At 41.7% G+C, this 23,050-nt stretch carries 16 protein-coding genes; 10 read left to right on the top strand and 6 right to left on the bottom strand.

Going from position 1 to position 23,050, the window contains the following annotated elements:
* The first annotated feature begins 16 nt into the window (after positions 1-16).
* Both DDZ16_RS06235 and DDZ16_RS06230 read left to right on the top strand, forming a co-directional pair.
* Complete coding sequence (locus DDZ16_RS06235) at positions 17-850, top strand: class I SAM-dependent methyltransferase (RefSeq protein ID WP_109263563.1); 834 nt, start codon at positions 17-19, stop codon at positions 848-850.
* Positions 851-852: 2 nt separating this feature from the next.
* The gene (locus DDZ16_RS06230; protein ID WP_109263562.1) at positions 853-2,091 is read left to right on the top strand and encodes an ABC transporter permease; all 1,239 of its coding nucleotides are present in this window, start codon (positions 853-855) and stop codon (positions 2,089-2,091) included.
* Here DDZ16_RS06230 and dusB read toward each other — a convergent pair.
* Complete coding sequence (gene dusB / locus DDZ16_RS06225) at positions 2,067-3,065, bottom strand: tRNA dihydrouridine synthase DusB (protein ID WP_109263596.1); 999 nt, start codon at positions 3,063-3,065, stop codon at positions 2,067-2,069. The genes DDZ16_RS06230 and dusB overlap by 25 nt on opposite strands.
* Positions 3,066-3,246: 181 nt before the next feature.
* Between dusB and DDZ16_RS06220 the strand changes: the two genes are divergently transcribed.
* Positions 3,247-5,259: a tetratricopeptide repeat-containing sensor histidine kinase gene (locus DDZ16_RS06220; RefSeq protein WP_109263561.1), complete on the top strand. Its 2,013-nt coding sequence runs from the start codon at positions 3,247-3,249 to the stop codon at positions 5,257-5,259.
* Positions 5,260-5,334: 75 nt separating this feature from the next.
* Complete coding sequence (locus DDZ16_RS06215; protein WP_109263560.1) at positions 5,335-6,084, top strand: LytR/AlgR family response regulator transcription factor; 750 nt, start codon at positions 5,335-5,337, stop codon at positions 6,082-6,084.
* A 210-nt stretch (positions 6,085-6,294) separates the two neighbouring features.
* Here DDZ16_RS06215 and trpS read toward each other — a convergent pair whose 3' ends face one another.
* Positions 6,295-7,284 carry a tryptophan--tRNA ligase gene (gene trpS / locus DDZ16_RS06210; protein ID WP_109263559.1) on the bottom strand — a complete coding sequence of 330 codons (990 nt, stop codon included), beginning with the start codon at positions 7,282-7,284 and terminating at the stop codon, positions 6,295-6,297.
* A gap of 1,017 nt (positions 7,285-8,301) precedes the next feature.
* Between trpS and DDZ16_RS06205 the strand changes: the two genes are divergently transcribed.
* From DDZ16_RS06205 to DDZ16_RS06185, 5 genes are all read left to right on the top strand, one after another.
* Positions 8,302-10,956 carry a sensor histidine kinase gene (locus DDZ16_RS06205; RefSeq protein WP_109263558.1) on the top strand — a complete coding sequence of 885 codons (2,655 nt, stop codon included), beginning with the start codon at positions 8,302-8,304 and terminating at the stop codon, positions 10,954-10,956.
* Positions 10,957-11,116: 160 nt separating this feature from the next.
* Entirely contained in the window at positions 11,117-11,926 is an 810-nt protein-coding gene (locus DDZ16_RS06200; protein WP_109263595.1) for a metallophosphoesterase family protein, read from the top strand.
* A 213-nt stretch (positions 11,927-12,139) separates the two neighbouring features.
* The gene (locus DDZ16_RS06195) at positions 12,140-12,802 is read left to right on the top strand and encodes a hypothetical protein (RefSeq protein WP_232526567.1); all 663 of its coding nucleotides are present in this window, start codon (positions 12,140-12,142) and stop codon (positions 12,800-12,802) included.
* Positions 12,803-12,904: 102 nt separating this feature from the next.
* Entirely contained in the window at positions 12,905-13,612 is a 708-nt protein-coding gene (gene tsaB / locus DDZ16_RS06190) for a tRNA (adenosine(37)-N6)-threonylcarbamoyltransferase complex dimerization subunit type 1 TsaB (RefSeq protein WP_109263556.1), read from the top strand.
* Positions 13,613-13,657: 45 nt separating this feature from the next.
* A complete protein-coding gene (locus DDZ16_RS06185) occupies positions 13,658-14,362 on the top strand; it encodes a response regulator transcription factor (protein ID WP_232526566.1) in 705 nt (234 codons plus the stop codon).
* Between the two features lie 2 nt (positions 14,363-14,364).
* On the opposite strand, the gene DDZ16_RS06180 is transcribed toward DDZ16_RS06185, so the two are convergent.
* The 3 genes from DDZ16_RS06180 to DDZ16_RS06170 form a co-directional block, all read right to left on the bottom strand.
* Positions 14,365-16,428: a HelD family protein gene (locus DDZ16_RS06180; RefSeq protein ID WP_109263554.1), complete on the bottom strand. Its 2,064-nt coding sequence runs from the start codon at positions 16,426-16,428 to the stop codon at positions 14,365-14,367.
* Between the two features lie 641 nt (positions 16,429-17,069).
* The gene (locus DDZ16_RS06175) at positions 17,070-17,483 is read right to left on the bottom strand and encodes a GrpB family protein (RefSeq protein WP_109263553.1); all 414 of its coding nucleotides are present in this window, start codon (positions 17,481-17,483) and stop codon (positions 17,070-17,072) included.
* 113 nt (positions 17,484-17,596) lie between these two features.
* A complete protein-coding gene (locus DDZ16_RS06170; protein ID WP_109263552.1) occupies positions 17,597-18,607 on the bottom strand; it encodes an aspartate-semialdehyde dehydrogenase in 1,011 nt (336 codons plus the stop codon).
* 259 nt (positions 18,608-18,866) lie between these two features.
* On the opposite strand from DDZ16_RS06170, the gene DDZ16_RS06165 reads away from it, so the two are divergent.
* Positions 18,867-21,713: a lamin tail domain-containing protein gene (locus tag DDZ16_RS06165; protein ID WP_109263551.1), complete on the top strand. Its 2,847-nt coding sequence runs from the start codon at positions 18,867-18,869 to the stop codon at positions 21,711-21,713.
* Here DDZ16_RS06165 and amrS read toward each other — a convergent pair.
* A complete protein-coding gene (gene amrS / locus DDZ16_RS06160; protein ID WP_109263550.1) occupies positions 21,710-22,720 on the bottom strand; it encodes an AmmeMemoRadiSam system radical SAM enzyme in 1,011 nt (336 codons plus the stop codon). The two genes, DDZ16_RS06165 and amrS, sit on opposite strands and share 4 nt — an antisense overlap.
* Between the last annotated feature and the right edge of the window lie 330 nt (positions 22,721-23,050).

Below are 23,050 nucleotides of genomic sequence, written 5' to 3'. Positions count from 1 at the left end.
AACAGAATTAGCAGTTATGCAATATGATCCAATAAAACGTTCTCTTGGGCGTGTCTTCAATGCTACGCCTGGTTTGAGAGTGCTTTTTTACCGGCTTCTTAATCTTTTGTTGTTACGCTCCTGGTATATACGCCGGGAATTGAAGAAGTGGGCCCGATCTCAAGGTTCGATGGCAGACATACTGGATGCAGGCTCTGGATTTGGACAGTATTCATGGTTTATGTCAAAATTAGGCCGGGATTTCCGGATTCTGGGTGTGGATGTAAAAGAAGAACAGGTTGAGGATTGTAACAGGTTTTTCAAGTTGCTGGGCAACGGGAACAGAGTGACTTTTCAGGAAGCCGATCTGACCCGCTTTTCCAACCAGGCTTCTTACGATCTGGTTTTGTCGGTTGATGTAATGGAGCATATTGAGGAAGACCGGAAGGTTTTTTACAACTTTTTTGAAAGTTTAACTCCGGGGGGCATGCTGTTAATTTCAACCCCTTCCGATAAAGGTGGTTCTGATGCGCATCATGATCACGAAGGTGATGGTATTTCAGGGTTTATTGATGAACATGTTCGTGATGGCTATAGTCCTGAAGATATTTCAGAAAAACTTCAAGAGGCCGGGTTTGAAAATGTAGAGTGTCGATATTCATATGGAATTCCCGGACATATCTCATGGAAACTGACCATGAAAACGCCAATATTATTGCTCAATAAGAGCAAGGTGTTTTTTATTCTGCTACCCTTTTATTATTTGTTGGTTTGGCCTTTTGCCTACCTCCTGAATTTTATAGATGTGCGAGGCCATCATAAAGAAGGAACGGGATTGCTCGTTAAAGCATTTAAACCAGCTGCAAATTAGTTATGAAACTAGCCCTCAGGATAGCGCTCCGATATCTGTTTGCCAAAAAATCGCAAAATGTCATTAATGTCATTTCCATGATTTCGGTGACCGGCGTTTTAGTGGGCTCTCTGGCCTTAATTGTGGTGCTTTCTGTCTTTAACGGGCTTCATGGTCTTATAGGCTCTTTGTATGGTTCTTTCGATCCCGATTTGAAAATTACTCCGGAACAGGGCAAGGTCTTTAATATAGATTCTATTCCTTATGAACAGTTGGTAGAGATTGAAGGTGTAGAGACCATTTCACACGTTCTGGAAGACCATGCACTAATTAGATCCGATAACAGGCAGGTGCCTGCCATAGTTATGGGTGTAGACGACAGTTTTGCTGCTGTTTCCGGAATTGATTCCATAATAGTTGACGGGCGATACAGGCTTCGACAAAACAATCAGAACTACGGGGTAGTGGGGTATGTTTTGGCCGATCAGTTGGGGCTTAGACTTAATTTTGTTAAACCTCTGGTAATTTATGCTCCCAAACGCAAGGGACGGATAAATTTGATGCGCCCCGACCTTTCGTTTAAAAAAGAATATCTTCATCCGGCAGGTCTTTTTGCCGTGCGACAGCTCGAGTATGACTCAAAGTATTTGATTGTTGATATTGATCAGGCCAGGGGGCTGTTTGAATACAGCGACAGCGTAGTCTCTTCTCTTGGAATTGCCGTAAATAAAAAATTTGATACTGAGGATGTAAAACAGAATATTGAAACTCTGCTGAGCAATAGCTTCGAAGTAAAAGACCAACATGAACAGCATGCTACTTTTTACAAACTGATGAGGGTTGAGAAATTGATGGCTTACCTGATTTTGCTGTTTATTCTTGTGATCGCTCTTTTCAACGTTATTGGTACACTTTCACTTTTGATTTTTGAGAAAAAGCAAAGCATTGGCACTTTAAGAAGTATGGGTGCCGATCGCAGTCTGATCAATAAAGTGTTTTTGGTTGAGGGATGGCTGATTTCCCTGGCCGGGGTCACGGCCGGCGTTCTGCTCGGTGCTCTTCTAATCTGGCTTCAGCAGCAATTTGGTTTGCTCCGGTTTCAGGGAGGAGGCGCCTTCATTGTTGAAGCCTATCCTGTAGCGCTGGAATGGACTGATATGGTGTTGGTTTATTTTAGTGTTTCGTTAATAGGTTTTCTTGCTGCCCTGTATCCCGTTCGTGTAATCGTTCGTCGCTATTATTCTGAGCAGGGAGAAGAATGATCAGCCCATCTTTCTGCTATCTCGTCAAGAATGGCATTCAGATCTTCAATGCTTTCTGTTCTCAGCATTTTTATTTTTAAAGGCCTGAAATGATCCAGTCCCTTAAAAGTTATGGCCAGATGCCGGCGTGAATGAAGAATTCCTCTTCTTTCGCCAAGCCATTCCACTGATTTATTGACTTGTTCGCGGATCATTTCCACATGCCCGGGGATGGAGGGTGCCGGTAAAAGTTCACCGGTATCCAGGTAATGTCGTATCTCTTTAAAAATCCATGGCCGCCCAATGGAAGGCCGTCCCACCATTAACCCATCCACTCCATAATCATTGAGGTAACGCCGCGCTTTTTCAGGGGTTGATATGTCTCCGTTACCAATAATTGGAATGTTCATTCGTGGATTGTTTTTCACCTCACCAATTAATGTCCAGTCGGCCTCGCCTGTATACATTTGAGCTCTTGTGCGTCCGTGTATGGTGAGTGCCTGAATGCCTGTATCCTGAAGTTGCTCTGCCACCTCTACAATATTTTTGGAGTCTTCATCCCAGCCTAATCTTGTTTTCACGGTAACCGGAGCCTTCACAGCCTTAACAATTTCGCGGGTCATCTCAATCATTTTGGGGATGTCGCGGAGCATACCTGCCCCGGCCCCTTTGGTAGCAATTTTCTTAACAGGGCATCCGTAGTTGATGTCAATAATGTCAGGTTTGGCTTCCTCTGCAATCTTAGCAGCTTCCACCATGGCATCAATCTCTTTTCCGTAAATCTGTATGCCTACCGGACGTTCTGCGTCATCCAGTTTCATTTTCTTCATTGTTTTGTCCACCTCCCGCACCAGCGCATCTGATGAAACAAACTCCGTGTACATCAAATCGGCACCATACCGTTTGCAAAGCTTGCGGAACATTTGGTCTGTAACATCTTCCATCGGAGCAAGTAACAAAGGCTCCTTTCTGAGTTCTAAATTGCCTATCTTCACATCAACTGGTTTTAGCTTACAAAGATAACCCTTCATCAAAAAACAGAAACACTCTTTGTAAATTGGGTTTAAAAAATGCTTAACTTGTGCTGCAATAACCGGAAAACCCTACATGCAATGCCCTTGATTTCCATTGTAAAGGAGCCGATGGCATTGTATGTCGATTTAAAGTACAAGCATTATGATTCGTTACGCAGGATTGCTTTTAATCCTATTAACAGGCATAATTTCATGCAAGGGGCCAATGGCTGAAGAAGAATCTTCTCCCGGACGAACCGGAATGGACATTTCCGGTACCGACTCTCTTGTCGTTGAACAACTGATAGAGCGATCGAGAAGTCAATATGGGCAGGGTGGGGCAAATTTGGATATTACAGATAGCTATCTTGCCGAAGCAGAAGAGATTGCCAGTAAAAATGATAATGTTCGTCAACTCGCCAGAATCTATAATCTTCTTGGTAAAAGACACCGAAACAGGGCCCGGTATGGTGAAGCCATGAAGTATCACCAAAAGGCACTCGATTATGCAACTAAGGCCGGGGATAAGAATCTGCTTGCAAATGTATATCTTCAAATCGGGGTAGTTTACAGGCGGATTGATGACAATCCAATGGCCCTGGAAATGCATATTAAAGCTCTTTCGCTCGCCGAAGAGACCAAAGACACTTTACTTATCAGTTCCTCAATTAACAGCATAGGAAATGTAAATTACAACCTGGATCGTTTTGCTACCTCCATAGAGTATTTTAAGCGCTCCCTTGCCATGTCCCGGAAATCGGACAATAAACTTGGATTAGCAATCAATCATAATAACCTTGGGGAGTCCTTACTTAAACTCGGTGAAGTTGATTCTGCGTTGTTTCATTTTTTTACCTCTCTTGATTACAATTATCAAATTAACAGCAAGGTAGGGCAGTCTATCTGCTTCAATAGTATCGGTGGAGCTTACATTGAGCAGGGACGTCCGCACAAAGCCCTTGAATACCTTGAAAAAGCTCTTCACCTCAATGAAGATCTGGGTGACCTGATGCAGGTGGCCATTAGTTATACCAAAATAGGTGAAACATATCTGGACATAGGCGAGCAGGAACAAGCCGAATCTTATCTGTTTAAGGCGATTGATTTATCAAAAGAGATTGGAACACTATTCCAGATAGAACAAGCCTCAAGGCTATTGTCGGAACTATACGAAAACCAGGGAACCAATGGTAAGGCTCTTGATTATTTTAAGATGTCAGCAGCATACAGGGACAGCATCATCAATGAAAAAAATATTCATCACCTGGCTACACAACAGGCCATCTTTGAATCAGAAAGACAAAGGGCGCGAATTGAGGAACTCAATCAACAGACCCTTAAGCAGAAATCAATGCTTGACCGGCAACGGTTTTACCTGATTACAGTGCTGATATTAGTGGTGGCGGTTTCTTTTGCCATTATTATGGTAATCAGACAATCACAACTTCGAAACCGGTATAAGAATGTTCGCCATCAGCAACGCCTTTTGCGTTCTCAAATGAATCCGCATTTTATTTTTAATGCATTAAGTGCGATTCAGGTATACATACTCGAACATGATATTGAGAAATCATCGCGTTTCCTTACCGATTTTGCCCGGCTTATGCGTCAAGTATTGCGAAGTTCTACCCATGATTATATATCCCTTAAGGAGGAAGCACAAATTCTGGGCTACTATCTTGAATTACAAAGGTTGCGTTTTTCCGAGTCTTTTGAATATACTTTGCACGTTGATGAAAGCCTTGCCTCCGATGAGGTAATGGTGCCGCCAATGTTGACTCAGCCCTTTATTGAGAATGCCATTGAGCATGGCATAAAACCTGTGGATACAGATGGTCTCATAGAAGTAAAGTTTCGCAAGGATAAGAGTCAAATGGTAGTGGAGGTTACAGACAACGGAATTGGGATTAATGCATCAAAGAAGGCCAGTGAGAAAGAGAAGGGGCATGAATCTATGGCCATAAAAATCACTCGTGAGCGTCTTGATATGTTGCGACGAGATTCCGGAGGGAAAACCGACTTGGTAATTATGGACAAAAAGCAGATTAATCCCTTTGACAGGGGGACGGTTGTGAAAATCGTTTTGCCTGTTGTGGAGATGAATTCAGCCAAAAGAAAAACTGCCAGTCGTGATAGGAAATCCGTAGTACGAAAGAAAATTAATGTGATGGGGTGATGCTCTTTAGGGTAGATTGTTTTATCGTTTTGAAAGATGTTAGGTTGCTTATTATATAATTAAAACTGGAGTCCAATGAAAAAAATCCTGATTGTAGAAGATGATCGGGTAATGGTAAGAATTGTAGAGGAAATTGTCAGGCAGAATTTTTCGGAATTTGAAATTCTGGAGAGTGTTGGCACTATTGAGAATGCCCGAGCTGCAATTCATTCGGATAATCCGGATCTCGTGATTTTGGATATTAACCTTCCGGATGGAACAGCGTTTGATTTATTACGGAAGATTGAATTGCTTGATTTTAAGGTGGTTTTCATGTCAGGAAATGAAGATTATCAAAAGGAAGCCATTCAATTTTCGGCGGTGAGCTTTGTAATAAAGCCTTTCGATTACTCTGATTTGATTTTGGCTATTGACAAAGCCTGCGATGCCATCAGCGAATCGGATTATCAACGGAAACTGGAAATTCTTTTGTCTAACTACGACTTGCCTGCTTGTGCCAGATTGGTTGTTTTTCCCACCATGCCGGCGAGTGATGCTGTTCCTTTATCAGAGATAGAATATGGTGAAGCCATTCCGGGGGGATGCATAATTCATATCGAGGGGGAAAAAGATCTGTTTGTCCCACGTCCATTGCGCCGGTATGAGCAATTGTTTGATAATTATGCTTTTTTCCGTTGTCACCCTCAATATGTTGTCAACCTCAGAAAGGTGGAAAGTGTAGACGAATACCGGTCTGCTATTTATCTAAAAAGCGGGATAGAAATTCCACTCGACCCCAGGAAATATGAAGTTTTGAAAGAACGATACAACCAGGCATTGGCCTGATATCAGCATCGTTCTTTCAAAATATGTTTTTCAGTTCTGTTTTTAGTTAAATGGAACCTGAATGCAATAGATCGTTAGATTTAGGGAGTATTGTATAATGCTAATAGTCAGAGCCTTAAGGCAATTGTGCATATAATTTCAAAAAGTTGATTTATAGCTTTTTGCAAAAGTTTAACGGAGAATTGTGAACAGAGATCTTCTTATTCTCAATTAAAAGGGTTTGAAACCAATAATCTCCCTGACTTCTTTGAGGGTTTTGGCAGCATTTTCATGCGCTTTTTCGCGCCCCATTTCAGCTACTTTCCTTAAATAAGCATCATCTGCTGCGATGGCGTTTATTCGCTCGCGGATAGGAGCGGTGAAGTTGATGATGTCCTCAGCCAACTTCTTTTTCAAATCCCCGTAGCGGATCGTGCACTTTGCATAATCTTCCTTAAACTGATCCAGCACAGCCTGGTCAGAAACAACCTCCATCAATGTAAACAGGTTTTGGATGGGTTCGGTTACAGGGGAATTTGGTTCAGTGGGGCCACTGTCGGTAACGGCTTTCATTACCTTCTTTCGAATGGATTTGGGATCTTCAGCCAGATAGATTCCATTGCCTTCCGATTTACCCATTTTTCCGCTGCCATCCAGTCCCGGGATTTTGATAAGCGATTCACCAAAATTGAATGGTTGGGGAATGGTAAAATAATCTACCTCGTAGATTCTGTTGAAGCGATTGGCAAATTTCCGGGTCATTTCAAGGTTTTGCTCCTGATCTTTACCTACCGGCACTTTTGATGCCTGATGAATAATGATGTCGGATGCCATCAGGACCGGATAAGTAAGCAAGCCGGCGTTGACATTATCCGGTTGCTTACGTGCCTTTTCTTTGAAGGAAGTAGTTCTTTCAAGTTCCCCAAGGTAGGCATTCATGTTCAACAAAAGTGTGAGTTCGGCAACTTCTGGCAAATCACTCTGTATGTATATGGTAGATTTTTCAGGATCCAGTCCGGCTGCTAAATATTCGGCAAGTATCTGACGTACATTTCCATGCAAGTCAGCCGGATGGGGATGGGTCGTTAATGAATGATAATCGGCAATAAAAAAGTAGCAATTATAGTTTTCCTGCATTTTCAGGAAGTTTTTAACAGCTCCATAATAATTTCCCAAATGAAGATTTCCGGTAGGGCGAATTCCGCTAACAACAGTTTCCATAGTATTCTTTCTATCTTTTCAAAATCTGCAAAAACGCAGGCAAAAATAGTAAAAATAAAGGGTATTACAACGTTAGCGAACCATCCTAATTTGTGTGGGTCTATAAATTAAGCAAACAGTGTCAAAATTTATGTGCGTGTTCAGCAAGATTCATTTACAAAGCCTGCCCCGATTTTTCTTCGGGGGCTTGCGAAGCCCGAAAATACGCCGTCCCGATGCTTCGGGAGCTGGAGTGCAAAAAAGAAAATACTATTGTTTTACCGGACAACAGTGGCTTGAAAACATATTTGCTTTCGCATAAAATGCTGCTTCATTTTCGTTGCTGAAGTAGTAAGATACTTAAAAAAGGGGGCTGTAAAGAATAAAATCCTGGTTTCATTTGTTTGCAATTTAGCCAATCAATATCCTCAGAGGTGAAAATTTCTTTTTCGCTTTGTTTTTTGGGTCAATACTCCGTTAAGCTTGGCTTAAGTTTATTTTTGCGTGTTTTTTGGGATCGAACCTTACCAATGGAAGACCTATTTCGGTACTACCTTTTCAGGAGGACTAATGGTGCCCTTTTTATTTTAATATGGTGACTTTGTCCTTGCAAGGCCTTGCACTATTTAATCTCCAAGGGCAAAAACGCATTTTTAAACTACAGCCTTAAGCTTTTATAAAAGTCTAAAGATTAAGCTCTTGCGTGTGAATGAGCTTTCGTCTTAAAGCCCATATTATCAGTGTTATATGATTTATCTTAAATCTTATATCTATCCCGAAGCATCGGGACTAACGATCTATTGTTGAGTGGAGGTTTGTAAGGTGTTCGTTGTTGTGGCCTTTTGAATGTCGGTGTTTGGTTGTTGAATTTTCTGAGTTTAGTCTGGGGAAGATAAAAATTAGTGAGATATAATCGTAAGTTGACCAAATTATATGAGTGGTTACTCAATATTATAATCAGTTTTAAATAATTGTAATGAGTTTTTTCTTAATTTTAAAGATTATTGATAAACCCCGAATTCCCAAAAATAAGGCATTATGCATCATGTTCAAGGGTTTCCCCCTACAGCATTGGATACCTTAAAAATGCTTTCTTCTTTTACTGGTTCACATGTTATGTTGACTGTAGAGGTTGATGGATCTGTTAATTTTATTTGGTCAGCATCTCCAAATTCCAAAAAGTCTTTTACGGAATCCGACATTAAAAGGGTATTGGAGCAAACCGCCCCTTATGCAAAAGAATCTGCAGGAAGTGTCGAACTGGCAAACTCCGATTTGATAGAGCCTTTTCAGGCGGGTCTTTTTTTTAACTTAACATCTCGTTCCCTTTCCGGCTTTAACCGCCTCTGTCTGTTAAAAGATGATGCTTCGTCATGGGATGACATGCAAAAACTGCTTATTGATCAGACCAGGATGGCCATTGAAAAAAGTTTTGAAAACTTTTTCTTTGATGAAAAACCGCGTCCTCTTGAAGAAGAGGATCGGTTCAGGCTTCTGTTTGAATTCTCACCGGTTGGAATATTTTTTTACAGCACTCAGCTTAAGATTTCCTCGTTCAATGAACGATTGATATCCACATTAGGCGCTTCAACCGGCGATCTTTTAAATTTCGATCTTAATAACATACAAGATCCTTCTATCCTGCCTGCTTTAAAAGCCCCTTTAAATGGGGATGAAGGGTTTTATGAAGGCATTTATAATACAACGATCAGTAAAGAATCTGTCCATTTGGTGCTGAAAACCGCTCCTATTTTCAATCAATCGAAGGAAGTGACCGGGGGTATAGGGATAATTCACGACGATACAGAAAGAATAAAAACCCTGAGGGCGTTAAAGGAAAGTAAAGACCGTTTGAGAGTTTTAATCAATGCTACTCCGGATGTTATTTGTTTTAAAGATGCGGAAGGAAAATGGATGGAGGCCAATGAGTCTATTCAGCAACTTTTCAGGTTGAAGGATAAAGAATTTCTTTTTAAGGAGGAGGGCTATCTGGAGACTTTGGTCCCGGAATTAAAGGATGTTTTTCAACAGTGCGCCCTTTCAGATAAAGAAGCCTGGGAAAAAAGACAGCCGGTTATGGCAGAGGAATCTGTGCCATTACCGGATGGACGTGAATGTAAGTTAGATGTGATAAAAACACCGGTTTTTGATGATACCGGCAGGCGAAAAGGAATTGTAATTCTGGGAAGGGATATTACTGCCAGAAAAATAACTGAAGAACGACTCCGCGAAAGCGAAGAGCGATTTCGTATAGTGGCGACTCATACTAATGATATTATTTATGAATGGAATCCCACAACAGATAAAATGAGCTGGTTTGGCAAGTTCAGCTTTATTGGACCGTTCAAAGAACCCCCATCTACTTTTGAAGAATTTAGCGCCCGGATTCATGAAGAGGACCGGTTTCGGATTGTGAACTTTTGGACGAACCGGTTTCCCAAAAATGAGGAATGGTTTGATGAGTTTAGGGTGGAGATGGACAATAGGGCATTCCAATATTATAAGGGAAGTGGCATTATGATTTTTAAAGATGGCCTTCCTCAAAAGGTAATTGGAACATTCACCAATATTACTCAGGAAAAGAAATTAATATACAGTCTGCACGCAGCTGTTGATGAGGCTAATCAAAACCAGGCCCGCATTACAGGATTGCTCTCCGTTATTCCCGATTTGATATTTGTTTTTGATAAAGAAGGAGTCATAAAGGATTACCATGCAGAAAATGAGGAGGATTTGTATTTACCACCCAACTCCTTCATTGATCAAAAAATAGATAATATTTTTCCTGAGAACATAGCTAATCTGACTCATCAAAAAATTGCGGCCGTTCAACTCCACAAAAGTTTAGAAACTTATGAATATGAAATGGGCGAAGATGAAAACCTGGGGATTTTTGAATCCCGGATGGTTTATGTTAATGAGGATCGGTTTATGACTATTGTTCGCGATGTAACCCATGCACGGAAAGTAGAAAGGGATTTGATTGAGGCGAAAGAACAGGCAGAGAGAAGTGACCGGCTTAAGTCGGCCTTTCTGGCCAATATGAGTCATGAAATAAGAACTCCGATGAATGGAATTCTGGGTTTTTCAGAACTATTACGAACCAAAGATTTACCAGAGGAAGACCGGGACAACTGTGTGGATGTGATAGTAAAAAGCGGACAGCAATTGCTGGCCATCATCAATGATGTGCTTGAAGTTTCTCAACTGGAAACCGGACAAGTTAATTTTCTTCCCGATCGGGTGAACCTTAACCGGCTTACTCATGACCTGGCACGTTTCTTTGAGGTTGAGGCAGTGGAGCGCAACGTAGAATTAAGATATCATGTACCGGAGGATGACCTTTTTTGTTTGGTTGATGGGGGGAAAATCACTCAGGTTTTTAATAATCTGATCAGTAACGCTTTTAAATTTACTTCACCAGGGGGGCACGTTGTTTTTGGTTTTGAACCTGATGGGGACCGTGTTCGCTTTTTTGTCCATGACGATGGAATAGGAATTGCTGCCAAGCATCATAAAATTATCTTCGAACGCTTTGGGCAGGTCTTAAAAGTAGGCGCTCAGAATAGAGGAGGAACCGGTCTGGGGTTGTCTATATGTAAGAGCCTGGTTGAGCTTATGGAAGGCAACATATGGGTGGAGTCGGCTGCAGGTCATGGTGCAAGTTTCTTTTTTACTTTACCGGTTCAGTAATCTCCTTTATTATCACAATACTTTCAAAATTTTTGTAGTTGCCAACGGGTTGTCACCATTTTTGGGTGTTTCGCCCCGTTATTTTGGGTTTACATCCGAAATTCATTGCCTGCGGCTAGCAATCATTGTTCCTTTGTATAGGAAAAATGCCGCACTTGGAATGAAAAAGTTTTTATTAAGCATATTTGTGACACTGGTCCTGATTTCGATCGTTAGCAGTTGCGAAAACCTGATTGAGTACAGTCCTTACCAGGCGGGGGTAGGCTCGTATGGGAAGCAGGGAAATCTTCAATCCATCCGTGGTCTTGAGAATGGGAGTCATGCAGAGTTTAAGCCATTTAAAATTGCCCTTATCGGTGACTCCCATACTTTCTACGATGATTTTCAATTGCAGATAAAGGCTTTGAACAAAATGGACAGCATTGACTTTGTTGTTCACAATGGCGACATCACTTTAAGTGGAATATACCGCGAATTTGTTTGGTTTGAGGATATAACGAAAGACTTAAACCATCCTTTGATTACTCTTATCGGGAACCATGACTTCCTTTCTAACGGAGAGTACATCTACAAGGATATGTTTGGGCCGTTTAATTTCACCCTTGATTACAATAATTGCCGGTTTGTCTTTTTTGATGATACTATTTGGGAAAAAAACGTTGAGGATCCTGATTTTAAATGGCTGAAAAATGCCTGCAGTGTGGGAGATGATATTACCCATATTTTTGTTTTTGCCCATATTCCCCCATGGAGCAAACAGTTTAGTGTCGGCAATCACTATCTATACAATAAGATCATCGAAGATCAGAATGTTTCACTATCTGTGCATGGTCATACTCACAGTTATTTTTATGGAAAAAGGGAAGATTCTGATGTGCCGTTTTTAGTGACCGGCGACACAGAAGACAGGCAGATTGTTGTCCTTGATGTTCAGGCGGACACATTGATGGTTTCCCGTGAGTCTTTTTAGACAGTACAGAAAATGGCGAATTGTATTTCAACACAATGCTTCGTTAAGTTTTTGCAAGACCGTATAATTCAGTTGTTTGTCTTAGTGAGGTTTGTTGTGTTAAAGTTCAGAAAAGCAATAACATATGATATGTCTTAGATCTTAGATCTATCGTCAACAAACAGGCTCTTTTAAAATTCAGGAATTTTCATAGTTCCCAAGAATATATATGTAATGAAATATTGGTTGATAATGCTCTTGTTGCTAATGGGAATTGTGGCGGAAGGAGATGCGCAGTTTGCTTCCCGCCCAAGTCATCCTATGGCCCCTTTTATTGAAAGGATGTATGAGCCAAGATCAAAAGTGATAAAAGAAGACACTGTCCGAATAAAACCCCGTTGGTTTTTTCCTACGCATGGCAAAGTACAGTATGCCGGGAGTGTGGGCTTTTTATCGGTAGGTTTGGGATATCGGTTGTGGGAGATATACGAGCCAACTTTGATGTATGGTCACTTGTCCGAAAATTTTGGTGGTAGCAGTGTCGGGGTTCAGACCATTTCTTTAAAAAATAGTTTCTTTTTGACGAGGTCTCCATGGTTAAAGCATTTTTGGCCAAGGGCAGGCTTAATTGTAAACTGGGGAAATACCAATACTACCTTTAAAAGGCTTCCTCCACATTATCCCAAAGAATATTATTTTCAGAATAAGGTTCACCTTGCTCCTTTTTGGGGAGGGGAATGGCATATACCTGTGAAAGATAAACATTTAACGGGAGTGGGGCTCTATTTTGAGTTTTCGGCCCTGGATGCTTATCTGCTTGAAGCCATTCGTACGGACTATATTACCCTGAAGGATATATGGAGTCTCGGACTTGGCGTGAGTTTTTACTTTCAATGAAAAGACAGCGAAATAGGCATACATTGAAATATTGGCAAAAAACATTTAATTCCGGCTTTTGATCTTAAAGCTGATTCGCTACTTTTGCAAAAAGTTTTTGCGATGGCATATATTCTTTGTATAGAGACTTCAACAACAGTGTGTTCTGTGGCTTTGGCCAAGGATGGTAAGGTAGTGGCAGCCAGGCAGGAGAGCGAAGGAAATTCTCATGCCAATCGACTCACCGTATTAATACAACAGCTCTTTGAGGATTCAGGAGTTGCAATTGAGATAACTGATGTGGATGCTGTTGCTGTGAGTAGCGGACCGGGTTCTTATACCGGGTTACGAATAGGCGTTTCTACTGCCAAGGGTGTGTGCTTCGCGATGGATAAGCCTTTGATTTCTATTCCGTCCCTCTCTGTTTTGGCCTGGCCGGTGGTGAAAGGGAAATTATCTTTTAATCCCGACGAAGATAGTTGGTTTTGTCCTATGATTGATGCCCGAAGAATGGAGGTATATGCTGCCATGTTTGATACAAATATGACACAGCAGCGAAAAACTTCTGCCGACATCATAGATGAAACAAGTTACAGGGATGTTTTGGATCAAAGAAAAGTCTTTTTCTTTGGCAATGGAGCCGGAAAATGCAAGGAAGCACTAAACCACCCCAATGCCGTTTTCCCTGAGGATGAAGGGCCCCTCGCCCGCAATATGGCTGCATTGGCTTTCGAAGCCTGGAACCAAAAAGCTTTTGAAGATGTAGCTTATTTTGAACCGTTTTATCTGAAGGATTTTATTGCTACCACTCCTAAAAAAAAGGTGTTGTAACCACCTGCGTTAAACCCTCTATGTTTTGCTTTGTTTAATAAACTGATGGACTCTGGTTTACTAAACATTCTTTTGGTTGAGGATGATCAGGCTTTGGGAGCTGAAATCTCTTCTCTGCTGAAAAGTTTTGGTCACGAGGTGACTTATTGCATTGATGGAGATGAAGCCTTTGAGAACTTCTGCAATGGGCGACATGATTTTTGCATTTTCGATCTGATGTTGCCTGGTATTGATGGATTTACCCTGACTGAAAGAGTGCGAAGACGCGATAAGAACATTCCGGTATTTATTATTAGCAAACGGTCGCACAAAGATGATAAGCAAAAAGCTTTTGAACTGGAGGTGGATGATTATCTGGTTAAACCATTCGAGTTGGATGAATTAATATGGAGGATTAAGGCCATTACCAGACGATTAAACCGGACTGAAAATCAGGTCTCTGAGAAACCGGCTATTCCCGTTGGCAGTTTTGTCGTTGATTTTAGTAATCAGATGTTAAGAAACAATGATCATTCACATCGGTTGACCAAGCGTGAGTGTGAAGTTCTGAAAATGCTTACCGGTCGAAAAAATCAACTGGTTAAACGTGAAGAAATCCTGATGAATCTCTGGGGAGATGTGGATTATTTTCACGGGCGCAGCCTGGACGTTTTTATCAGCAAGCTCAGACGATATCTTAAGGACGACAAAAGTTTAAGGATTGACAATATACCAACAGTTGGGTATGTGTTACGTGAAGATAATCCTTAAGGTCAATTTCCTGGAAAGCGCAATAATTCACTCAATTCGCCGCAATGTGTCAGGTTTAACTGGTGCATGGCTCTTGTACATGCAATGTAAAGCATGCTTTTATCCACTTCGTTGTTGTAGTTCTTTTTATTTACATGAGGAACGATTACATTGTCAAACTCAAGTCCTTTAGCCATATGGGCTGTGGTAATGACAATTCCATTGACAAAGGCCACACTTTCGCTGTTGAGCAAATAGACATCATTATGATGTGGTTTCAGCTGCTCATGAATTGAATCGGCTTGTTCCTGATTTTTGCAAATAATTCCCAATGATTGATTGCTGGATTGTTGAAATTCTTCAATTAATCCGGATATTTTTCCCAGCTCATTCCCGGCTGTCTTAACACCTGTAATTTGTGGTTCTTTGCCATGCCGAATGATCGGATCCAGTTCGTCGTTGGGGGAGATGTTCTGTGCAAAACTGGTTATTTCGAAAGTTGACCGGTAGCTTTTGTTTAATTTCATGGTAACCGCATTGGGGAATACCCGGGAGATGTCTTCATGTTTGCTCGAACTGAAGGGGTTAACCGATTGATTGGCATCGCCCAGGATTGTTTTTCGGCATGGGTAGAGTTTACTCAATACAGCGTATTGCACAGGGGTGTAGTCTTGCATTTCGTCCACCAGAAGGTGTTTGATTTTCGAGGCACTTTGAGGGCCTTCGAACATTATTTTAAGATACACCATCGGAAATACATCAGCAAATTCGAGCCCTCCTTTCCGTTTTTTAAACATGTCAGGGCGTTGCAGCCAGTCGTAAAAATCTTTGTAAAGACTTTGCAGGTTAGTGATGCGGAACATTTTCTTTACCTGTGTTTCTGTCTTTTTAATTTCTGATTTTGGGATGTCCGTTTTTTGCATGATCTCGACTCTTCCCACAATATCTTTGGCTACCCTTTGGAATCTTTTTGCCAAAGGCACTCTGCTCCAGGCTCTGAAGCGTTCCTCGGCATAACCGGCAGGGATGAAAAAACGGTCTACTTTGACGTCATTAGCTTCAAAATAATGGTTTTCGATGTGAAGCAAATATTTTTTCAACAAGTTCAGAAATTCAAATGTGGCTTTAAAGCGAATTCGTTCAGAAAAAGCCTCATCTTTCTTGTGAACAAGATCCGAAACCTGCTCAAAGAAAGTCTGAAATTTGTACTTGTTGTTGAGTTGTTCCCTGGCAATGTCCTCCATTCCTGTTTCGAGGATTTTTTCCTCACCTAGTTCGGGCAAAACGTTGGCAATGTAATCACCAAAAACTTTGTTGGGCGAAATGATCAGGATGTTATCGGATGAAATAGTGTCCTTGAACCGGTAAAGCAAATATGCAATGCGGTGGAGGGCAATTGAGGTTTTGCCTGATCCGGCAACTCCTTGAATGATCAGCACAAAGGCGTCCTCGTCACGAATAATGGCGTTCTGTTCCCGCTGAATGGTGGCCACAATGTTTTTCATTTTCTCATCCGATGTGGCGCTTAATTCTTTTTGCAATACATCGTCATGGATGTTAAGCGAACTCTCGAGCATAAATTCCATCGTGCTTTTCCGAATGCGGTATTGCCTTTTGAGAGAGATTTCGCCTTCAACTTCACCATCAGGAACCTTGAAAACTGCAGGGCCCAGTTCGTAATCATAAAACATTCCTGAGATGGGTGCCCGCCAGTCGTGAATAAGGTTTTCACGGGTCTCAAAATCATAGAAAGAGTGAATGCCGATATAGATGGGCCAGGGTTGCTTTTGATCTTCCTCGGCAAAATCAATTCTGCCAAAATAAGGGATGTCTATAAGCTTCCGGATTCTTTTTTTGCGTTCAAGAGCTGATTCACCGGTCATGGCTGTTTGAGTGATGGACTGACGCACCGATACTTTTTCGGCATGATCCATGTCGGACATGTTGTTCCACAAATACTCCTTGAAATCCTGAACATCTTTGGAGTGCTCACTGATGGTCCCGTCAATTTTTCGAAGGGTGTATCTAAGTCGCTCCAGTATTTTCTGCAGGAATACTCTTTCTTCTTTCTCGCTGCCGTTGAACATCTTCCGCCTGTTTTCTCGTTAGGGCTGCAAAAATAGCAAAAGATGGTTAGGAGAAGAAAGTTACGGGGAGCTATTTCCTTTGAATCCGGTTTTCCAGTTGAATGTTAGATATTCGTTCAAACTCCTTTAGGTTCTCCGTGACCGTAGTTAGTGCCCGTCTATAAAGTCAGCTTTGAAACTAAGTAGTCATGTGTCTGGTCAGAAAGTTCCAGTTGCAAGGCCTGCGAAGCTCCCAAAAACGGAGTTTACTTGGGTAAATGAGTATTTTGGGAGCAAGCGTAACGACGCAAATGGTACTTTATGGACCGACACTAGTTAGTGTCGGTCTATAAACTCTCCAAAATTAATAAAAGTGTTTTATTGGTAATAGTCCGTTAAAGTTTTTCAAGAGTCTCTGAATCATTGGTTTATGATTAAAGCACATTTTGTGTTAAAGTGCAGATTTTCAATGTTTTAAGATTCATCCTAAATCTAATATCTATCCCGAAGCATCGGGACTAACGGTCTATTGATTGGTATTCAGAACTTTTAAAATAGTCCTTTGCCAAATCCAAAACTTTGTTCACAAAGGTTGTTTTAGCCTCAGTATATCCATCCCGGTCAAACTTGAAACTTTTTGCCAGGACTATCTTTAGGGCTTCCTATTTTTTGGCAATAGAAGGATGATGTAGCAAATAATCACTGAAGAGTATTTCATTCCAATGGTCTTTGTATCGTACATGAATATGGAAGCTTTTTCCACTAAATCCTTCAGTGGTATAGCCTTTAACAAACATCATATGTGGTGGAGGGTTGTCCGGTTGGGGAATGAATTCATAGCCAAGCGAAGTAATGTTATCAATCACCTTTTGATCCCCGGTTTCATGCGTGATTTGTAACAGGATATCGACGGTTGGTTTGGCCTTAATGCCGGAAATCGCTGTGCTACCAATGTGATCTATTTGTTCAATTTCCTCCTCTGAAAACAGGTGGATGATTCTGGCTTTTTCGGATTCAAATTGTGCACGCCACTCCGGATTTGGTTCTTCAAGAAAAATGGGGAACAACTGTCCCAATTCCTGAGGGGGTCATTTTGTGTAGATCTTTTGATAGCATGTTTTTTATAGTAAAAAAACGGAACAGTTAATAACTGTCCCGTTTCAAATATATTACAAATCAATAATATTTTTTACTTCACCATGCCTTCTTTTACCATGTATTCAGCAATTTGAACTGCGTTAAGAGCAGCTCCTTTGCGAATCTGGTCGGCTACGGCCCAGAACGTAAGTCCATTGGGGTTGGCCAGGTCGGCGCGGATACGTCCGACAAAAACTTCATCCTCACCTGAAAGGAAGAGAGGCATTGGATATTCGTTTTTGTCTGGGTTATCAATCACCTTTATACCCTCGGCTTTGCTGAAGGCCTCAGTGGCTTCTTCTACACTAACCGGACGTTCAGTCTCTACCCATATAGACTCCGAGTGAGCGCGCATAATCGGAATTCGCACACACATGGCACTCACCTGAACATCGGAGTGCATGATTTTTCGGGTTTCATTGAACATCTTCATCTCCTCTTTGGTGTATCCGTTGTCGGTAAATACATCCACGTGAGGAATGATATTCATGGCCAGCTGGTGCGTGAATTTCTCTACGTCGGGTTTTTCACCATTCACAATCTGCTTAAACTGGTTTTCCAGTTCGTCCATGCCAGTCGCACCGGCCCCGCTGGCTGCCTGGTAGGTAGAAACATGCACCCTGCGGATATGAGATATATCCTCAATGGCTTTCAGGGCAACAACCATCTGGATGGTGGTACAGTTGGGGTTGGCAATTACATTGCGCGGACGGTTGGCACAGTCAGCCGCATTTACTTCAGGTACTACCAAAGGCACATCATCATCCAGACGGAATGCGCTGGAGTTGTCAATCATGATGGTGCCATGTTTGGTAATGGTTTTTTCGAATTCTTTGGAAGTGCCTCCACCTGCACTGGTGAGGGCAATATCAATATCTTTAAAATCGTCGTTGTGTTGAAGCTCTTTGACTACCAGCTCTTTCCCCCTGAAGTTGTATTTTCGTCCTGCACTTCTGGCAGATCCGAATAATACGAGTTCATCCATTGGAAAATCTCTGTTCTCAAGAATGTTTAAAAACTCTTGTCCTACAGCACCGCTGGCTCCTACAATAGCTACTTTCATGTGTTTAATTTTGGTTAATAAATGGTCACATGGGGGCCTTATGTTTTAGAGGTTTTGTCCAAACCCGGAGATCTCCGGATTTCCAGAAAGCTCCATGTGATAATATTTCGTTTTTATTGACAAAAAAATTAATTACCTTGCATCAAGAATGGGTTTATTACAAAATAGGGATTGAATAATTTCATATTCCGCTTTGTTGGGTCTTTTTTTGACACAATCGACACAAAATTAATACTTTTAAGTAATAAACCCTAATCAAATGAAATCTATTCTTCGTTGCTTTCTTGTTGTTCTCTTGTGCTATCCCTTTCTCAGTCTGTCTTTTGGGGATTTCCTGAATCCGTTTCCTGAAGCGTGGACCGGTGATACTAATTTCTTTGTTTCTCCGGAGGAGGGCAATATTATTCAATTAAATGCGCCTGAAGTTTCGGGTGAGGCTTTTTTATTTACAAATTCCCAGGCATTTGAAAATGCTTCCTGGGAAATGGCCTTTCAACTTGATTTCAATCCCTCGTCATCCAATTATTTTCAAGTGTTCCTCGCAACTGATGGAAAGGAAAATTTCAAAAATGGTTTTTATCTGGTAGTGGGAACCTCAGATGACAATATATCACTATGGGAGCGGAGGAATGGAGAAGACCGCTTGCTTATTGAAGGACGAGAAGACCTGCTGGATATGGATCCGGTTATTGCTCAGGTGAGGGTTGAGCGGGAAAAAGGTGGAGAGTGGTTTCTGGAGACCAATGCCGGCTCAGGATGGCAGCAGGAAGGACAGACCAATAGTAAATTCGGTTTGGCTTCAAAATTTTTTGGTTTAAGCTGCCATTATACAAAAACCCGATTCGATAAATTTTGGTTTGGGCCGGTTTCTGTTACAGGGGAAGCTTATACCGATACTGTTGCTCCGGCGATGGTGGAGATGAATGTCGTTAATGGAACTGAGTTGGCATTCACATTTTCGGAAGAGATTTCCATTGAGCGTTCTCAACCTTCGCTGACACTTGAGAATTCTGGCACACTGGATATTTTCGAACTTAACTTCGGAGTAAATTCCAAAAAGATTATCCTGGGCCTCAAGGATAGATTGCCTGATTTTGAAAACGGCTTGCTGACCGTTTCAGGGTGGAGCGATGCTTCCGGAACCGCAATGGAGGATACCACTCTGCAAATATCCTATCTGCATCCTGCGGTTGAGAGGTTGACCGCTGAAAGTTACCACCAAATAAGGCTGGAATTCAACCAACCCTTTCCAATAGAAAACCTGACACCGGATAAGATTGTGTTTTCCGGCAAAGAGTGGCGGGTGGATGATATTGAAATGCTTAATGAGTCAATATGTGTTTTGCATCTTGATAATCCCCTTCCGGATGCTGAGGAAATTGAATTGTTAATTCAGGACCTTGCCTGGACCAACGGGGATACTTTAGCCAAAGGCCCTTATTCCATTTACTATCACGAAGCGGCTCCCTATGATATTGTGATTTCCGAAATCATGCATGATCCCACTCCATCTGTCTTTTTGCCCGAAGCAGAGTACCTGGAATTATACAATCGTTCAGACCTGCCGGTGAGTTTCAGTAATATGTCACTTATGGTTAACGCTAACCAGAAAGACTTGCCAGATTTTCTTCTGTTTCCCGGAGAATATGTTGTTTTGGTGCCTGATGAAGAAACTGGATTTGAAAATGCTCTTCACATGGAAGCCTGGTCGTCACTAACGAATGGGGGAGGGGAAATAATTCTTAGGAATCCTTCTGGTTTAGTTGTGGCTTCTTTTAGGTATCCCGGCCGATTGTCAGGAAAATCTTACAAACAAAGCGGTGGTTGGAGCTTGGAAGTGGTAGATACGGAAAACCTTTCCGGGCATTCATGGAATTGGACATATTGTCAGAATGAAGAGGGGGGAACACCCGGTTTTGAAAATTCGGTGGCCGGAGTAAATACTGATTTGTTTTCACCTTCACTTCAGGATGCATGGCTTGAAATTGATTCAGTATTAAAACTGGTTTTTGCCGAGCCACTGGATGTAAAATCAGTGGATTTTGAAGAATGGATATCTGAGAATGTCGGATTAAATATAGATTCCATAATTATGGATGAGGTTTTCAGAGATGTATTTACGGTTACATTTGGGAAGACGTTCAAGCCGAATGTGGTTGAAAGTTTTATAATGCATCAGAATATCAGGGATTTGGAGGGGAATTATCTGGCTGCGCCATATGAATTGCCGTTTGGTTTTCCGGGAAGGCTCGACAGCTTTGATGTGGTCATCAATGAACTGATGTTTGATCCACCATCAGAAGGTGCCGATTATGTGGAGATTTTCAACCGGTCTGATAAAATTATTTCTCTGGATAGTTTATGTCTGGCCCGCAATGACAAAAAAGGAGATCCCGAAGAGTTGGTCCTTTTGTCAGATCACATTCGTTGGCTCTTGCCCGGGCATTATCTGTGCCTGACTCAAGATGCCCATTGGTTAAAAAGTAACTACCCCGAGAACTCTGAAAATGCGATAAGAGAAATCGCGGATTTACCCAATTATGTGAATGAGGGGGGCACTGTTTTCCTGACGCGCCTAAACGGGCAGGTAATCGACCGCTTTGATTATGAGCCGGAACGGCATTTTGAATTATTGTCTCATACAAAAGGAGTAGCCCTTGAACGAACAAATTATGATGCCAAAACCAATAATCCGCTTATTTGGCATTCTGCTTCTTCAACTTCGGGTTATGGAACCCCGGGAGCTTCTAACTCCCAGTTGATAAATCAACGTGATGCAAGAACAGCTGCGTTATTTGAATTATCACCTGAAATTTTTACACCCAATCTTGATGGAACTGAGGATCAGTTAATCATCTCCTATGCTTTTGAAAAACCCGGGCAAAAAGGTTCCTTTTCGGTATTTGATGCCGAGGGTAACGAAATAAGAAGACTCGTAGACAACCAAACACTGGATACTTCCGGGCAAATCACCTGGGACGGCATCACTGATGACCACACACTGGCAGCACCGGGAATTTACATCATTTGGGGCCAGGTGTTCGACCTTAATGGCAATGTAAGGGCTCACAAAGATAGTTGTGTGCTGGGGGTTCGGAAGAACTAATCAACCACCGCAATTCTCGACCCGCATTCCGGACAAGTACCATTTTCAATTCGATTAGATAAAATGTTGTATCCTGATCGTTCTATCAAGGTGGCCTCACATCCCGGACAATGGGTGTTTTGCTCTGAGGAAAAAGGAACGTTGCCTACGTAGATGTAATTCATTCCCGCTTCTTTTCCGGCTTGCACGGCCTTGTCAATCGTATTCATAGGGGTGACAGGCACATCATTCATTTTATATCCGGGAAAAAACCGGCTGATGTGCCAGGGAACATCAACACCCAGTTCATCTGCAATAAAGTGGGCAATTTCATAAAGTTCGCTTCCTGAATCGTTAACTCCGGGAATGACCAGGGTAGTCACCTCAAGCCAGATATCCATTTCGATCACTTTCTTTAAGGCATTTAATACCGGTTGCAGATGTCCGCCCATGAGACGTTTGTAGGTTTCATCATGAAAGGCCTTCAGGTCAATGTTGATGGCGTCCAGATAAGGGCCGATGATATCCAGCATTTCCGGTGTCATATATCCATTGGACACAAAAATGTTTTTCAGGCCTGCTTCTCTGGCATGTTTGGCTATGTCGAGAGCGTATTCAAAAAAGATGGTGGGTTCGGTGTAGGTGTAAGCAATGCTTTTACAACCGGTCTTTATGGCTTCCTGAACCAGGTCCGTGGGTGAAGCTTTGTGTCCCGTCTCCAGTATTTCATCACTATCGACCTGGGATATTTCACAGTTCTGACAAAACGAACAATGGAAATTACAGCCCGGTGTACCAATCGAAAATGCACTCGATCCCGGATAGAAGTGATAAAGAGGTTTCTTTTCAATGGGGTCGACGTGTCGGGCGATGGTTCTTCCGTAAACCCGGGTATAAAGTGTGCCATCAATGTTCTCTCGAACTTTGCAGATGCCTGATTTTCCAGGTTTTATTTTGCAGTGATGCGCACACAGATTGCATTTTACGGTTTGATCGTCCAGTTTTTCGTAAAGCAGGGCTTCTTGCATACAGATTAGATTTTTAGATGTAAGATTTATAGATGGTTAGAATAAAAGCTGAAACGCAGAGAGATGACATAAGGTTTTTATTTTCAGGGTTTTCGGACAAGGGCGTTTTCATTTGATGGAAGCTCGGCTAAAATGAAAGTTGACCAGCATATAAAAAACTAACGTTTTGTTATTATTATCTTTAAAGGTAGGGCCTGCTGAAAAACAAATAAAGGACTAATAATAAATTAATTATAGCTAATAATCACATTTGAAGTGCAAGGTTCTTCAAGTAAATCTTTCAAAAAGTCTGCACCCGCGGTAATTAGTATTCAAAATGTTACTGTTCAA

It is taken from the genome of Marinilabilia rubra, assembly GCF_003121985.1.
GTDB lineage: Bacteria > Bacteroidota > Bacteroidia > Bacteroidales > Marinilabiliaceae > Marinilabilia > Marinilabilia rubra.
Note: the sequence above shows the minus strand (reverse complement) of the source record. Positions and strands in the feature narration are given on the sequence as shown.

Coding starts and splice junctions, on each gene's coding strand:
- DDZ16_RS06235 (WP_109263563.1), top strand. CDS start 17: ATGCAATATGATCCAATAAAACGTTCTCTTGGGCGTGTCTTCAATGCT.
- DDZ16_RS06230 (WP_109263562.1), top strand. CDS start 853: ATGAAACTAGCCCTCAGGATAGCGCTCCGATATCTGTTTGCCAAAAAA.
- DDZ16_RS06220 (WP_109263561.1), top strand. CDS start 3,247: ATGATTCGTTACGCAGGATTGCTTTTAATCCTATTAACAGGCATAATT.
- DDZ16_RS06215 (WP_109263560.1), top strand. CDS start 5,335: ATGAAAAAAATCCTGATTGTAGAAGATGATCGGGTAATGGTAAGAATT.
- trpS (WP_109263559.1), bottom strand. CDS start 7,284: ATGGAAACTGTTGTTAGCGGAATTCGCCCTACCGGAAATCTTCATTTG.
- DDZ16_RS06205 (WP_109263558.1), top strand. CDS start 8,302: ATGCATCATGTTCAAGGGTTTCCCCCTACAGCATTGGATACCTTAAAA.
- DDZ16_RS06200 (WP_109263595.1), top strand. CDS start 11,117: ATGAAAAAGTTTTTATTAAGCATATTTGTGACACTGGTCCTGATTTCG.
- DDZ16_RS06195 (WP_232526567.1), top strand. CDS start 12,140: ATGAAATATTGGTTGATAATGCTCTTGTTGCTAATGGGAATTGTGGCG.
- tsaB (WP_109263556.1), top strand. CDS start 12,905: ATGGCATATATTCTTTGTATAGAGACTTCAACAACAGTGTGTTCTGTG.
- DDZ16_RS06185 (WP_232526566.1), top strand. CDS start 13,658: ATGGACTCTGGTTTACTAAACATTCTTTTGGTTGAGGATGATCAGGCT.
- DDZ16_RS06180 (WP_109263554.1), bottom strand. CDS start 16,428: ATGTTCAACGGCAGCGAGAAAGAAGAAAGAGTATTCCTGCAGAAAATA.
- DDZ16_RS06170 (WP_109263552.1), bottom strand. CDS start 18,607: ATGAAAGTAGCTATTGTAGGAGCCAGCGGTGCTGTAGGACAAGAGTTT.
- DDZ16_RS06165 (WP_109263551.1), top strand. CDS start 18,867: ATGAAATCTATTCTTCGTTGCTTTCTTGTTGTTCTCTTGTGCTATCCC.
- amrS (WP_109263550.1), bottom strand. CDS start 22,720: ATGCAAGAAGCCCTGCTTTACGAAAAACTGGACGATCAAACCGTAAAA.